A 12,469-nucleotide genomic window follows, 5' to 3' on the forward strand; every position below is an offset into this window, starting at 1 on the left:
CGCTCAGGACTCCGCGTTCATGTGTTTGACGGCTTCGATATCATCTTCGGCCTCGTGACTGACGATCAGCGCTGTGGCCTGTCCGGTAAAGACACGCACACCGGCCTGGATGAAACGGAAAAACAGCAGGGCCATGCCGAAGGGCAGCATGAAATAGGGGATAAACCGTGGCAGTTTGCCGTAGGTTTCGCCCTCGTTCATGATCGGCTCGATAAAGCGCAGCCAATCCGGCATGGGGATATCGACGGTTTCATACCACGCCTGATCGCGGCTATCGGCAAAGCCTGTGGGGAACCAGCGGCCCGTGGTGGCGTCCAGCCCCGCGAAGGGGGCCCAGTAATCCCACGCGCCTTTCATCAGCAAGGCCCCGTAGACCACGCAGATCACTGCCGCAACCAGCGCGAGCACACGGCGTTTGGGCAGCGAAAACAGGTTCACGACCGCGTCCACCCCCAGATGTGCCGTGACCTTGACCGCATAGCTCATGCCAAACAGCACCAGCCAGGCGAAAAGGAAGGTCACCGCTTCGAGCCCCCAGATGATGCCGGTGTTGAAACCATAGCGCAGGACGACGTTGATAAAGGTGATAAGCGTCATCAGACCAAGGATGATGGCAATCGCCGTTTCCTCAAGCTCGTTGACAATGCGCCCGAGCGCAGAATGAGATTGAACACCATGTGACATGGGAATGCTCCGCTGTGAGAGGAGAGTGGATCAGGCCCGCACGCCGCGGGGCATGTCGGGGCGTGACGCAAGTGATATGCCCCGTCCGTCGCCAGACGGGGCAGAACAGGGTTTAGTGCTTGGCGTTGATCGCTTGGGCTTCGTCGATGTTTTCCTGACCGACGTCTGCGGTGAACTCTTCCCAGACGGGCTTCATCGCGGTGACCCAGGCTTCGCGCTGCGCGTCGTCCAGTTCACGGACCACACCGCCGGCATCGATGATCGCCTGTTTGGCTTCGGCGTTCACTTTGGACGATTCTGCGTTGCGGGTGTCGGTCACTTCCTGAACGATGGTCGCCAGCTGGTCACGCACATCGGCGTCCAGGCTGTCCCACCAGTCGGTGGAGGTCACAAGCATGTAGTCCAGAACACCGTGGTTGGTTTCGGTTGTCCCGTCCTGCACCTCAAAGAACTTCTGGCCATAGATGTTGGACCAGGTGTTTTCCTGACCGTCGACAACGCCGGTTTGCAGCGCGCCGTAAACTTCCGAGAAGGCCATCGGCTGGGGCGATGCGCCCATTGCCGCCATCTGGGCCTTCAGCACGTCAGAGTTCTGCACGCGGAATTTCAGACCATTGGCATCCGACGGCACGTTAAGCGGCTTGTTCGCCGACATCTGCTTCATGCCATTGTGCCAGAACGCCAGTCCCAGCAGGCCACGGCGCGTCATGGATTCTTTCATCGCAACACCGGTTTCGGAGTTCTGGAACTCGTCTACAGCGTTGATGTCCTTGAACATGAAGGGCAGATCGAAGATGCGGAACTGCTTGGTGAACTGCTCGAACTTCGACAGCGACGGTGCGGCCATCTGAACGTCGCCTTGCAGCAGCGCCTCAAGAACCTGGTCATCGTTGTACAGCGTGGAGTTCGGGAACACTTCCATGCAGGCTTTGCCGTTCATCTCGTCATTGACGCGCTGTTCCAGCAAGGACGCGGCGATGCCTTTGGGGTGACGGTCTGTGTTGGTCACGTGGCTCAGCTTGATGACGACTTCGCCATCGTCACACGCCGCGGCAACAGCACCGGCGCTTACGGAAAGGGTCATAGCCACCAGAGTGGTTGTCAGGAATTTCATGTGATGTCTCCTCCCAGAGAACTGTTTTTCAAGTCTCGGCATCCGGTCGTTCCAAATGCGGTGGCGTTACTAGAGCGTTATTTCGCCGACCTCACAAGGAAGAGAGGTTGAAAGATGCGGATCGCGTTAAACATATTATTTATCAAAGTGTTGGTGAATTTACTTAAGGTTACGAACCAACGCGATGCACGCTACCTGTGCGGATAACCGCACAGCAGGCAGCGCAGTTGTGCGAAAATCCGCACAGGCTAGCTGCGAAAGTCCTCGGGCCGAATCCCGTAGCGGGCCAGCTTGTCATAGAAGGTCTTGCGCGGCAGTTTCAGCGCCTGCGCCGCCGCACTCGCCTGCCCCTCGGCACGGCGCAAGGCCGCGCGCAGCAGGGATTGTTCCACCTGCGCCATCTGGTCCGCCAACCCAAGGTTCGCATCCGGCGTCACCTCGTCCGAGACCCCCATGACAAAGCGCATCGCCTCTGACATCAGCGCGCGCGCGTTGCCGGGCCAGTCCCGCGCCATCAGCCCCGCGATCATTTGCGGCGTCACTTCGGGCGGCTGCACGCCCGACTGCTCTGCCGCCTGATCGACGTAGCGGCGAAACATCGTGGCGATATCCTCGGGGCGTTCAGCCAGCGACGGGATGCGCACGGTCATGACCTCGAGCCGGTAATAGAGATCCGCGTGGAACTGCCCCTCGGCCACCAATGACTGTAGCTCCCGCGCGCTGCCCGCAATGAGACGCACATCTGGCACCTGCTCAAGCGCTTCGATCAGGCTCAGTTGGGTCTGCGCGGGAAGCTGCGCGACCTCGTCCAGAAACAGGCACCCGCCCGAGGCGGCGTGCAGCGCATCGCTCACATCATCGGGACTAAGCCCCGCGGCAGCACGTTTGACGAAGGGCCCTTTGGAGCGGCGCGAGGATAGGTGGATCACCTCTGCCACTTTCGAAATACCAGAGCCCGACGGGCCAGTGACCAGCACCTCGGCATTGGCCTGCGCCACGCGCCGCACCTTGTCGCGCAGCCGTTCTGACAGATCCGACGACCCGAAAATCATCCGCGCCGCCGGATCGCCAGTTTCCACGATATGCAGCAGCCGACGGTTTTCCAGCACCAGCGCGCGGGTTTTCAGTGCGCGTTCGATCACAGTGACCAGCGCGGCAGGGGCGCAGGGTTTTTCAAGGAAATCAAAGGCCCCTGCCTCCATCGCGCGCACGGCCATGGGGATGTCACCTTCGCCTGTCAGCAGGATCACCGGCAGATCGGGATCCTGTTCATGGGCATAGGCCAGCAAGTGAAACCCGTCGCGCCCGGGCATGCGCATGTCCGACAGGATGATGCCATCGAACCGTTCGGTGATCCTATCCTTGGCGGCGACGAACGACCCCGCGGCGACAACATCAATATCGGCAAGCTCCAGCGTCTGCGCCAGCGCCTCGCGGACAGACGCATCGTCATCGACCAAAAGAACGGTTCTGCTCATGCCTGCCCCTCCTCGCCCGTATCGGCGCGTTCCAGCGTGACAGAGAACATCGCACCGCCCGCGTCAAGGTTGGTGCCACGGATCCCCCCGCCAAAGCTTTGCACAATCCCGTAGCTGATCGACAGCCCCAGCCCCATGCCCCCCATCGCACCCTCGGCACCGCCGCCCACGGTTTTGCCCACAGATTTAGTCGTGTAGAACGGGTCGAACACCTTGTCCGGCATCTCGATCCCCGGTCCGGTGTCGCGGAACTGCACCCGCACGGGGTCGGCGGGATCGATTGTGATGCTCAGCCGTTTGGTGTCGCTGCTGCTCATGGCATCGACGGCGTTGGTGATGAGGTTGACAAAGACCTGCCCCAAGCGCACCTCGCCGCCGCGCACCCAGACGGGGGCATTGGCGGGCTGGTAGTCAAGGGTCACGCCTGCGTCGCGCAGATAGCTTTGGGTCAGCTCCACCGCGCTGGCGACCACGCGGGTCACATCGACGCGGGTCTGCGGCACGCTTTCCTGCCGCGCAAAGGCCCGCAGGTTCTGGATGATCCGCGCCATCCGGTCGGCCATCTGCGAGATGCGGGTCAGGTTTTCAGCCGTCCTGTCGGGGCGGTCACGCTCAAGGAACTGCACCGCGTTTTCCGCAAAGGACCGGATCGCCATCAGCGGCTGGTTCAGCTCGTGGCTGATGCCCGCCGACATCTGGCCAAGCGCCGACAACTTGCCCGCCTGCACCAGATCCGCCTGCGCGCGGCGCAGTGCGGCCTGCGCCTCCTCGCGCTCGGTCGCTTCGCGGCGCAATTCGGTGTTGCTGGCGTTCAGTGCGGCGGTGCGTTTGGCGACCTGCCGCTCAAGCGCCGCGTTCGCCTCTGAAAGGGCGCGGCGGCGCTCGGTCGCGAGAAACAGCAGCGCGCCAAAGGCAAGGCAAAGCGCTGCCACCGCCGCCGCCTGTGCCCGTGCCAAACGTTGCGCGCCCTCGATATCCAGCAGCACCTCGCCCGTCATCCCCACCACCGGCAAGGCGCGGGTCAGATGCAAGGCGGCGTCCGGCAGATACGGCCCCCAGCCCATATGCCAGATCTCGTGGCCGCGCACGTCAGACACCGCGAAATCCAACGCCGCACCATCCGGCGGCACCAGCCCCTGCGCCGCACGGGGACGCGCCCAGAACAGCAGCTCTGACCGGTTGGCGATCTGGACGACCCCGTCGGTGTCGGTGAAGAACGCCGCCGGATTGCTGCCGCGCCAATCATAATCGATGCCGTTCAGATCAGTCGACACCACAACGGCACCGCGCACCTGCCCATCGGGCGCGAAAACAGGGGCGGCGTGGAAATAGGCGCGGTCGGTCAAGGGCGCGGCGGGGCCATGCCCCCAGCCAAGCGCACCGCGCAAGGCCCGCTGGACAAAGCGTTGATCCGCCCGTGGCACCCGCACCGCTTCCGCGCCAAGTGCCGCGACGATCACATCGCCGGATCGGTCAAGCACCTGCACATCCAGCGCCGTGGTCTTATCCGCGACCTCTTGCAAAAACGCCTGCGCCTCGACCGCCGGACGCCGGTCCAGCACCTGCGCCACCTGCGGGTGATCCGCCAGAAACACCGCCAGATCACGGTATCGCTGCAACTGCCCGACCAGACGGTCGCTGACCAGCGACAGATCCGCCTGCCCCCGCGCGCGCAGTTGGTCCAGCCCTTGCAAGTAGGCATAGCGCCAGACCCCGCCGGAGAGGACCGACACGGTGATCAGAAACAGCACAAAGGTCGCGACGCGGCGGCGCATTCCGGAGGTCATGGCGTTATTTGGCACAGACCCGCTTGCAAAGACCAGAGCCGCAGCTATTGCTAGGCCCCATGAAAACACTGAACCTTTCCCCGCTTGATCCCGACTTCGTCCAAAACCCCTATGCCGCCTACACGCGCGCGCGTGCGCAGGGCCCCGTGCTGTTCTGGCAAGACTACGGGATGATGGCCGCTTTTGATGCGGCGACGGTGCAGGCCTTGCTGCGTGACCGCCGCTTGGGCCGCGAGACCCCTGCCGACCAGCGCAAGCCCACGCCCGATCACATGCGCGACTTCTATGCGGTGGAAGACCAATCGATGCTCGAGCTTGAGCCGCCAACCCACACCCGTCTGCGCGGGTTGGTGCTGCGTGCCTTTACCTCGCGCCGGATTGCCGGTCTCGCCCCCGAAATCGAAGAGATTGCCCAAGCCCTGCTGGCCGACCTGCCCAAGGGCGAAGCCTTTGACCTGATCCCCGCTTTTTGCACCCAATTGCCCGTGCGCATCATCGCGCGGCTGCTTGGCGTGCCAGAGGATATGTGGCCCGACCTGCTGCGCTGGTCCAATGATATGGTCGCCGTCTACCAGATCGGCCGGACCCGCGCGACCGAAGAGGCCGCCAATACCGCCGCCGCCGATTTCACCGCCTTCCTGCGCCGCTATGTCAATGAGCGTCGCCAAGACCCGCGTGACGACCTGATCACCCAGTTGATCGCCGCCGAAGAAGACGGCGAAAAACTGAGCACGGATGCGCTGATCGGCACGTGTATCCTGCTGCTGAACGCAGGCCACGAGGCGACGGTACACGCGCTTGGCAACGGGATCGCCTGCTTGCTGGAAAATAACACGCCCGCCAGCGCCCTCGCCCCCGATGCGATCAACGCCACGGTTGAAGAGATCCTGCGCTACGACCCGCCCCTGCATGTCTTTGAACGTTTCGCCTACGAGGATATCGAACTGGGCGACGTCACGCTGGAAAAGGGCCGCAAAATTGCACTGGTGCTGGGGGCCGCGGGTCGCGATCCCGCGCTTTACGACCAACCCGATGTGTTCGACCCGACCCGTCCGGCCAAGGCCCACGCGGCCTTTGGCGGTGGTTTGCATTTCTGCGTCGGCGCGCCGCTGGCTCGGCTGGAAATGCAGATCGCGTTGCGTGCGCTTTTTGACCATGCGCCAAACCTGCAACTGGCCGAAGCACCGCGCTTTGCCAATACCTACCATTTCCACAAGCTGGAACGCTTGATGGTGACGATCTAATTCGCGCCTCCCCGCGCCACGGCGTTACAGCGGCAGCATCGTGGTGGATTTGATCTCTTCCATCGACAGCAGCGCTGTGACGTTGTGCACGCGGACCTCTGAAATCAGCGCCTGATAAAAGGCATCATAGGCGCGGGCGTTCTTGACGCGGACCTTCAGGATATAGTCGATGTCCCCCGCCAGCCGGTGCGCCTCTTGCACTTCGGGACGGTTTTTCAATGCCTTGAGGAACGCCGCCTGCCAGTCGGCCTCGTGGGACGACGTGCGGATCAGCACGAAGAAACACGCCTCGAAGCCAAGCGCCTCTGCATCCAGCACAACCGTATGCTGCCCGATCACCCCGGCCTCGCGCAGTTTACGAATCCGGTTCCACACAGGGGTCTTGGAACTGCCGACCTCGCGCGCGATATCGTCCAATGACTGGCTGGCATCGCGTTGTAACTGCGCTAGAATTTTCCGGTCCACGTCATCGATCCGAACGTCCATTCTGCTTTTCCTTCACTCTGTGGTCTGTTGTTCTGTTTGCAAGACTGAATGGAACATACGTCCTTATATCCCCAGACACCTAGCGCCGTATTGGAATTATTTCCTATATAGAGCTCAAGCTAAGCGCAAGGACCGAACCACATGGATCATTTCCCAATCTACCTGTCCACCAAGGGCCAGCGCATCGTCTTGTCAGGCGGTGGCGAAGCGGCTTTGGCCAAGCTGCGCCTGTTGCTCAAGACCGAAGCCAAGATCAGCGTCTTCGCCCCGACCCCCGCGCCCGAGATCGCGGCATGGGCCGATGCGGGCCGCCTGACGCTACACACCCGCGCGCTGCGCCACGGCGATGTGCTGTGTGCGAAACTCTTCTACGCTGCCGATGAAGACGAGACCGAAGACGCCCGCACCGCCGCGATTGCGCGTGCCGAGGGGGCATTGGTCAATATCGTCGACAATCTGCACGACAGCGCCTTTATCACCCCCGCCATCGTCGACCGTGACCCCGTGACCATCGCCATCGGCACCGAAGGCGCGGCCCCCGTGCTGGCCCGTGCGATCAAGGCCGATCTGGAAGAGCGTCTGCCCACAACGCTGGGAACGCTGGCGCGGATCGGCAAGGGTTTCCGCAAGATGGCCGACGCCCTGCCCTTTGGCCGCCCGCGCCGCGATTTCTGGCGTGACTATTACTTTGCCGCCGGCCCCCGCGCCGTAGCGGATGGCAAAGCCGCCGTCGAAAACGCGCTGAACACGCTGCTGGCCGACCACCAGTCCCGCGCCGCACGTGCCGGTCACATCGCCTTTGTCGGCGGCGGCCCCGGTGACCCCGAACTGCTGACCCTCAAGGCGCGCCGCGCATTGGACGAGGCCGATGTGGTGATTTACGACCGGCTGATCAGCCCCGAGATCCTCGAGCTCGCCCGCCGCGAGGCGCTGATGATCGACGTGGGCAAGGAAGGCTTCGGCCCCTCTACCGCGCAGGAAACCATCAACGATCTGCTGGTCGAACACGCGCAGGCGGGGGCCCAGGTGGTCCGTCTTAAATCCGGTGACGCCACCATCTTTGGCCGCCTGGACGAAGAGATCGACGCCGTGGATGCCCATGGCATCGGCTGGCACATCGTGCCGGGGATCACCTCTGCCTCTGCCGCCGTCGCGACCATCGGGCAGAGCCTGACGAAACGCGGGCGCAACGCCTCTGTCCGGTTCCTGACCGGCCATGACATGAAAGGGTTCGCCGATCATGACTGGGCCGCTTTGGCCCGCCCGGGCGAGGTCGCCGCGATCTATATGGGCAAGAAATCCGCGCGGTTCATCCAAGGCCGCCTGCTGATGCACGGGGCCGATCGCAGCACGCCTGTCACGCTGGTCGAAAACGCCTCGCGCGCGGATCAGCGGATTGTCGAGACCACGCTGGACCGTCTACCCACCGACCTGAACGCGGCCAATCTGACCGGCCCCGCCCTGACTTTCTATGGGCTGGCACCCCGTGCCGCCGCCCGCGCCACCACCGAATTGTTTCAAGAGGAGATGGCATAATGGCCAAGCCCTTCACCCCCAAAGTCGTCACCGCCAATGCCTTGCTGGAAGGCGACGTGATCTACCAGACCGCCACCGGCTGGACCCGCAAACTGGAAGAGGCCGAAGTCCTGACCGACGAGGCCGTCGCCGATGTGCGTCTTATCGATGCGATCCAGCAAGCCGACCTGACCGTCGGGGCTTATCTGGCCGATGTCGACACCAGCACAGACACACCCAAGCCATCGCATTTCCGCGAAGCATTCCGCGCCAAGGGTCCAAGCAATTACACCCACGGCAAGCAGGAGGTTCAATAATGTACAGCTACACCGAATTTGACGATGCCTTCATCGCCGAACGCAACGCACAGTTCCGCGCACAGGTCGAACGCCGCATCGACGGCTCCCTGACCGAGGATGAATTCAAGCCTCTGCGCCTGATGAACGGGCTCTATCTGCAGCTGCACGCCTATATGCTGCGGGTCGCGATCCCCTATGGCACGCTCAGCAGCCGCCAGATGCACAAGCTGGCCGATATCGCTGCCAAATGGGATAAGGGCTACGGCCATTTTACCACGCGCCAGAACATCCAGTACAACTGGCCCCAGCTGCGTGATGTCCCCGATATGCTGGACGCGCTGGCCGAAGTGAACATGCACGCCATCCAGACCAGCGGCAACACCATCCGCAACGTGACCGCCGACCATTTCGCCGGTGCCGCCGCGGATGAAATCGCCGATCCGCGCCCCGTGGCCGAACTGATCCGGCAGTGGTCCACCGACCACCCCGAATTCCAGTTCCTGCCGCGCAAGTTCAAGGTCGCTGTCTCTGGCGCGCCCCATGACCGTGCGGTGATCAAGGCCCATGATATCGGCCTGCAAATCGTCGAGAAAGACGGCGAGATCGGCTATCAAGTCATCGTCGGCGGCGGCCTTGGCCGGACCCCGATGATCGGCAAGGTGCTCTATGACTTCGTCAGCTCCGAGGACCTGCTGCCCACGCTCGAGGCCATCGTCTCGGTCTATAACCTGTTGGGCCGCCGCGATAATAAATACAAAGCGCGGATCAAGATCACCGTGCATGAGAACGGCATCGACGACATCCGCGCACGGGTGGACGCCCGCTATGCGCTGATCCGTCCGCAGTTCACCGGCGTCGACCAGCAGATGCTGTCGCGGATCGAGGCGGATTTCGCCAGCCCGACGTTCAAGACCGCCCCGACGGACGCTTATACTGCTGCCTATGACAGCGATCCCGTGTTCAAAAGCTGGGCCGACACCAACCTGACCGACCACCGCGATCCGTCCTACGCGATCGTGTCGATCAGCCTCAAGGCCCATGGCAAGACCCCGGGCGACGCCACTGCCGAACAGATGCACCGTATGGCTGAACTGGCGGCCGAGTACGGCCATGACGAACTGCGCATCAGCCACGAGCAGAACGTGATCCTGCCCCATGTGCACCGTGGTGACCTGCCTGCGCTGCACGCGGCGTTGAAAGAGGTCGGCCTGGCCACGGCCAATATCGGCCTGATCAGCGATATCATCGCCTGCCCCGGTATGGACTACTGCGCGCTGGCCACAGCCCGCTCGATCCCGATTGCCCAGGAAATCGCGACCCGCTTTGACGAGCTGAAGCTGGAACACGATGTCGGTCCGCTCAAGATCAAGATCTCGGGCTGCATCAACGCATGTGGACACCACCACGTGGGCCACATCGGGATTCTCGGGCTCGACCGCGCCGGTGTCGAAAACTACCAGATCACTCTGGGCGGTGACGGCACCGAAAACGCTGCCATCGGAGAGCGCGCCGGTCCGGGCTTTTCCGCCGACGACATTATTCCGGCGATTGAACGGTTGGTAAAAGGTTACCTCGACCTGCGCAGCGACGCGGGCGAGACCTTCTTGCAAACCTATCGTCGCCTCGGTCTTGCCCCGTTCAAGGCCGTCCTCTACCCGGAAGCACAAGCCAATGCCGCGTGATCAACTGACACTTCCAAATGGGGAAAAAATCCTCCCCGAAGGGCCGGACCGCGTCGCAGCGCTGACCCGTCAGGTGGAAAAGCTGAACGATGGCCTGCGCCATCACAGCGCCACCGACGTGCTGCGTGCCGCGATCGACAACGTGCCCAATCTGGCGCTTGTCTCAAGCTTCGGGGCGGAATCCGTCGCCCTGTTGCACCTTGCCTCTATGGTGAAACGCGATCTGCCGGTGTTGTTCATCGACACAGAGATGCTCTTTGCTGAAACGCTGGTCTATCAGCAAGAGCTGAGCGAACGGTTGGGGCTGCGCAATGTGCAGACGATCCGGGCGCAGGACGTGGCAGAGAAAGACCCCGACGGGACGCTGCATCTGCGCGACCCGGACGCCTGCTGTGCCTTCCGCAAGACCGTGCCCCTGCAGCACGCGCTAGAGGGATTCGACGGCTGGATCACGGGGCGCAAGCGGTTCCAGTCCGGCACCCGCGCCAGCCTGCCGTTCTTCGAGGTCGAAACCCCCGCCGACGCGCCTGCGCGGATCAAGGTGAACCCGCTGGCCCATTGGCAGGCCTCCGACGTGTCGGATTATATCGACGAAAACCGCCTGCCCCGGCACCCGCTGGTGGCCCAAGGCTACCCCAGCATCGGTTGCGCCCCCTGCACCACCAAGGTGAAACCGGGCGAAGACCCGCGCGCCGGCCGCTGGAGAAACATTGAAAAAGAAGAATGCGGCATCCATTTTGTCGATGGCAAGATGGTCCGCACAGGAGCAAAGACATGACACAGTTGATCAATGATCAGGGGTTTGTGGCGGATGATTTCGCCACGCCCTACGCCCCCTTCGATGCTGCTGAAGGCGTAGAGGCGGGTGCGACCGCCCTTGACGTCCCCTCTGACGTGCAACCGGAAACGATCCCTGTGGATGGTGCGATCTCGATGATCCGCGTGGCCTTCCCCAGCTCAGCCGACGGGCGTGGCTTTACCATCGCGCGCCAACTGCGTCTGCGTGGCTACACCGGGCGGCTGCGGGCGCATGGGCATGTGATTGCGGACCAATACGCCATGGCGCGCCGGTCGGGCTTTGACGAGGTCGAGATCCCCGATGATCTGGCCGCCCGTCAACCGCAGGACCAATGGCTGGCCCGTGCAAACTGGCAAGAGCATAATTATCAGGCGCGTCTGCGCGGCTGATCGGGGTTTTCGCCCCAAGATGCTTTCCCTGCCCCCTCCCTTCCCCTAGAGAAAGGCTGCGTGCCGCGATCCGCGCGTAGATGAAATTATGACCGAGCAGAATGTAGTGACCCAAACCGACGCCAAACCCGTACCCACGTTGCCTGACGCGCAGACCGTGACTTCTGTCAAACACTGGACGGACCGGCTGTTTTCCTTCCGCGTGACCCGCCCTGCATCCTTGCGCTTTCGCTCGGGCGAGTTTGTGATGATCGGCCTGATGGGCGACCCGCACCCCGAGACCGGCAAGCAAAAGCCGTTGCTGCGCGCCTATTCCATCGCCTCGCCCTCCTGGGACGAAGAGCTGGAGTTCTATTCGATCAAAGTGCAGGACGGCCCGCTGACCTCGAAGCTGCAACACATCCAGCCCGGCGACCAGATCATCCTGCGGCCCAAGCCCGTCGGCACGCTGGTGCATGACGCGCTGCTGCCCGGCAAACGTCTGTGGCTTTTCGCCACCGGCACGGGTTTTGCGCCCTTTGCCTCGCTGCTGCGCGAACCGGAAACCTACGAGAAATTCGACCAGATCATCATGACCCACACCACCCGCGATGTGGCCGAGCTGGACTATGGCCGCACGCTGGTCGAGAGCCTTGCCGATGATCCGCTGATCGGCGAGATGATCGGCGACAAGCTGGTCTATTACCCCACCACCACCCGTGAACAAAGCCCCAAGATGGGCCGCATCACCAATCTGCTGCAGGACGGCACGGTGTTCAAAGACCTCGGCATCGACGGGATCAGCGCCGACACCGATCGCGGCATGGTGTGCGGGAGCCTTGAATTCAACAAGGACATCAAGGAGGTGCTTGAAGGTTTCGGGCTCGAGGAAGGGGCGAACTCCGACCCCAAACACTACGTCGTTGAAAAGGCCTTTGTCGGCTGATCAGACGCAGCGGTGCCCTTGCAAGGGGCACCACAGATAAAACAAAAGCCGCGCTCTCTTTCGAGGC

The 12,469-nt window shown here is 62.6% G+C and carries 12 protein-coding genes; 7 read left to right on the plus strand and 5 right to left on the minus strand.

All coding sequences use genetic code 11. The features are described from left to right. Positions 1-3: 3 nt before the first annotated feature. The 4 genes from ACNQ62_RS05670 to ACNQ62_RS05685 all read right to left on the minus strand — a co-directional run bounded on the left by ACNQ62_RS05670 (position 4) and on the right by ACNQ62_RS05685 (position 5,051). Positions 4-684, minus strand: a complete 681-nt coding sequence (locus tag ACNQ62_RS05670; protein WP_418094395.1) for a TRAP transporter small permease — start codon at positions 682-684, stop codon at positions 4-6. 112 nt (positions 685-796) lie between these two features. Continuing rightward, complete coding sequence (locus tag ACNQ62_RS05675) at positions 797-1,798, minus strand: DctP family TRAP transporter solute-binding subunit (protein WP_005853033.1); 1,002 nt, start codon at positions 1,796-1,798, stop codon at positions 797-799. A gap of 248 nt (positions 1,799-2,046) precedes the next feature. Further along, entirely contained in the window at positions 2,047-3,276 is a 1,230-nt protein-coding gene (locus ACNQ62_RS05680) for a sigma-54-dependent transcriptional regulator (RefSeq protein ID WP_132996728.1), read from the minus strand. After that, entirely contained in the window at positions 3,273-5,051 is a 1,779-nt protein-coding gene (locus ACNQ62_RS05685; protein WP_180829330.1) for an ATP-binding protein, read from the minus strand. The genes ACNQ62_RS05680 and ACNQ62_RS05685 overlap by 4 nt, the downstream gene beginning before the upstream one ends. A 71-nt stretch (positions 5,052-5,122) precedes the next feature. On the opposite strand from ACNQ62_RS05685, the gene ACNQ62_RS05690 reads away from it, so the two are divergent. Then, the gene (locus tag ACNQ62_RS05690) at positions 5,123-6,307 is read left to right on the plus strand and encodes a cytochrome P450 (RefSeq protein ID WP_184582291.1); all 1,185 of its coding nucleotides are present in this window, start codon (positions 5,123-5,125) and stop codon (positions 6,305-6,307) included. Between the two features lie 24 nt (positions 6,308-6,331). On the opposite strand, the gene ACNQ62_RS05695 is transcribed toward ACNQ62_RS05690, so the two are convergent. Further along, positions 6,332-6,793, minus strand: coding sequence for an Lrp/AsnC family transcriptional regulator (locus ACNQ62_RS05695; RefSeq protein ID WP_005853026.1), 462 nt, complete (start codon positions 6,791-6,793; stop codon positions 6,332-6,334). A gap of 141 nt (positions 6,794-6,934) precedes the next feature. On the opposite strand from ACNQ62_RS05695, the gene cysG reads away from it, so the two are divergent. The 6 genes from cysG (at position 6,935) to ACNQ62_RS05725 (ending at position 12,402) form a co-directional block, all read left to right on the plus strand. Beyond that, positions 6,935-8,329, plus strand: coding sequence for a siroheme synthase CysG (cysG, locus tag ACNQ62_RS05700; RefSeq protein ID WP_168592212.1), 1,395 nt, complete (start codon positions 6,935-6,937; stop codon positions 8,327-8,329). Further along, positions 8,329-8,625, plus strand: a complete 297-nt coding sequence (locus tag ACNQ62_RS05705) for a DUF2849 domain-containing protein (RefSeq protein ID WP_005853022.1) — start codon at positions 8,329-8,331, stop codon at positions 8,623-8,625. Before cysG ends, ACNQ62_RS05705 begins: the two co-directional genes overlap by 1 nt. Next, positions 8,625-10,289: a nitrite/sulfite reductase gene (locus ACNQ62_RS05710; protein WP_037944050.1), complete on the plus strand. Its 1,665-nt coding sequence runs from the start codon at positions 8,625-8,627 to the stop codon at positions 10,287-10,289. Before ACNQ62_RS05705 ends, ACNQ62_RS05710 begins: the two co-directional genes overlap by 1 nt. After that, positions 10,279-11,067 (plus strand): phosphoadenylyl-sulfate reductase, encoded by a 789-nt coding sequence (locus tag ACNQ62_RS05715; RefSeq protein WP_005853020.1) that lies wholly within the window; start codon positions 10,279-10,281, stop codon positions 11,065-11,067. Before ACNQ62_RS05710 ends, ACNQ62_RS05715 begins: the two co-directional genes overlap by 11 nt. Continuing rightward, positions 11,064-11,477 (plus strand): DUF934 domain-containing protein, encoded by a 414-nt coding sequence (locus tag ACNQ62_RS05720; protein WP_005853018.1) that lies wholly within the window; start codon positions 11,064-11,066, stop codon positions 11,475-11,477. The genes ACNQ62_RS05715 and ACNQ62_RS05720 overlap by 4 nt, the downstream gene beginning before the upstream one ends. Before the next feature lie 88 nt (positions 11,478-11,565). Beyond that, on the plus strand, positions 11,566-12,402 hold the full coding sequence (locus ACNQ62_RS05725; protein ID WP_064216053.1) for a ferredoxin--NADP reductase: 837 nt from the start codon (positions 11,566-11,568) through the stop codon (positions 12,400-12,402). Positions 12,403-12,469 lie beyond the last annotated feature (67 nt).

Origin of the sequence: Sulfitobacter sp. SBS6 (assembly GCF_048285585.1) — a bacterium.
Taxonomy (GTDB): Bacteria; Pseudomonadota; Alphaproteobacteria; order Rhodobacterales; family Rhodobacteraceae; genus Sulfitobacter; species Sulfitobacter pontiacus.

Excerpts from the sequence above, each read along its gene's own strand:
- ACNQ62_RS05685 (WP_180829330.1), bottom strand. The coding sequence starts at position 5,051 with ATGCGCCGCCGCGTCGCGACCTTTGTGCTGTTTCTGATCACCGTGTCG.
- ACNQ62_RS05720 (WP_005853018.1), top strand. The coding sequence starts at position 11,064 with ATGACACAGTTGATCAATGATCAGGGGTTTGTGGCGGATGATTTCGCC.
- ACNQ62_RS05695 (WP_005853026.1), bottom strand. The coding sequence starts at position 6,793 with ATGGACGTTCGGATCGATGACGTGGACCGGAAAATTCTAGCGCAGTTA.
- ACNQ62_RS05675 (WP_005853033.1), bottom strand. The coding sequence starts at position 1,798 with ATGAAATTCCTGACAACCACTCTGGTGGCTATGACCCTTTCCGTAAGC.
- ACNQ62_RS05705 (WP_005853022.1), top strand. The coding sequence starts at position 8,329 with ATGGCCAAGCCCTTCACCCCCAAAGTCGTCACCGCCAATGCCTTGCTG.
- ACNQ62_RS05725 (WP_064216053.1), top strand. The coding sequence starts at position 11,566 with ATGACCGAGCAGAATGTAGTGACCCAAACCGACGCCAAACCCGTACCC.
- ACNQ62_RS05690 (WP_184582291.1), top strand. The coding sequence starts at position 5,123 with ATGAAAACACTGAACCTTTCCCCGCTTGATCCCGACTTCGTCCAAAAC.
- ACNQ62_RS05680 (WP_132996728.1), bottom strand. The coding sequence starts at position 3,276 with ATGAGCAGAACCGTTCTTTTGGTCGATGACGATGCGTCTGTCCGCGAG.
- cysG (WP_168592212.1), top strand. The coding sequence starts at position 6,935 with ATGGATCATTTCCCAATCTACCTGTCCACCAAGGGCCAGCGCATCGTC.
- ACNQ62_RS05715 (WP_005853020.1), top strand. The coding sequence starts at position 10,279 with ATGCCGCGTGATCAACTGACACTTCCAAATGGGGAAAAAATCCTCCCC.
- ACNQ62_RS05710 (WP_037944050.1), top strand. The coding sequence starts at position 8,625 with ATGTACAGCTACACCGAATTTGACGATGCCTTCATCGCCGAACGCAAC.
- ACNQ62_RS05670 (WP_418094395.1), bottom strand. The coding sequence starts at position 684 with ATGTCACATGGTGTTCAATCTCATTCTGCGCTCGGGCGCATTGTCAAC.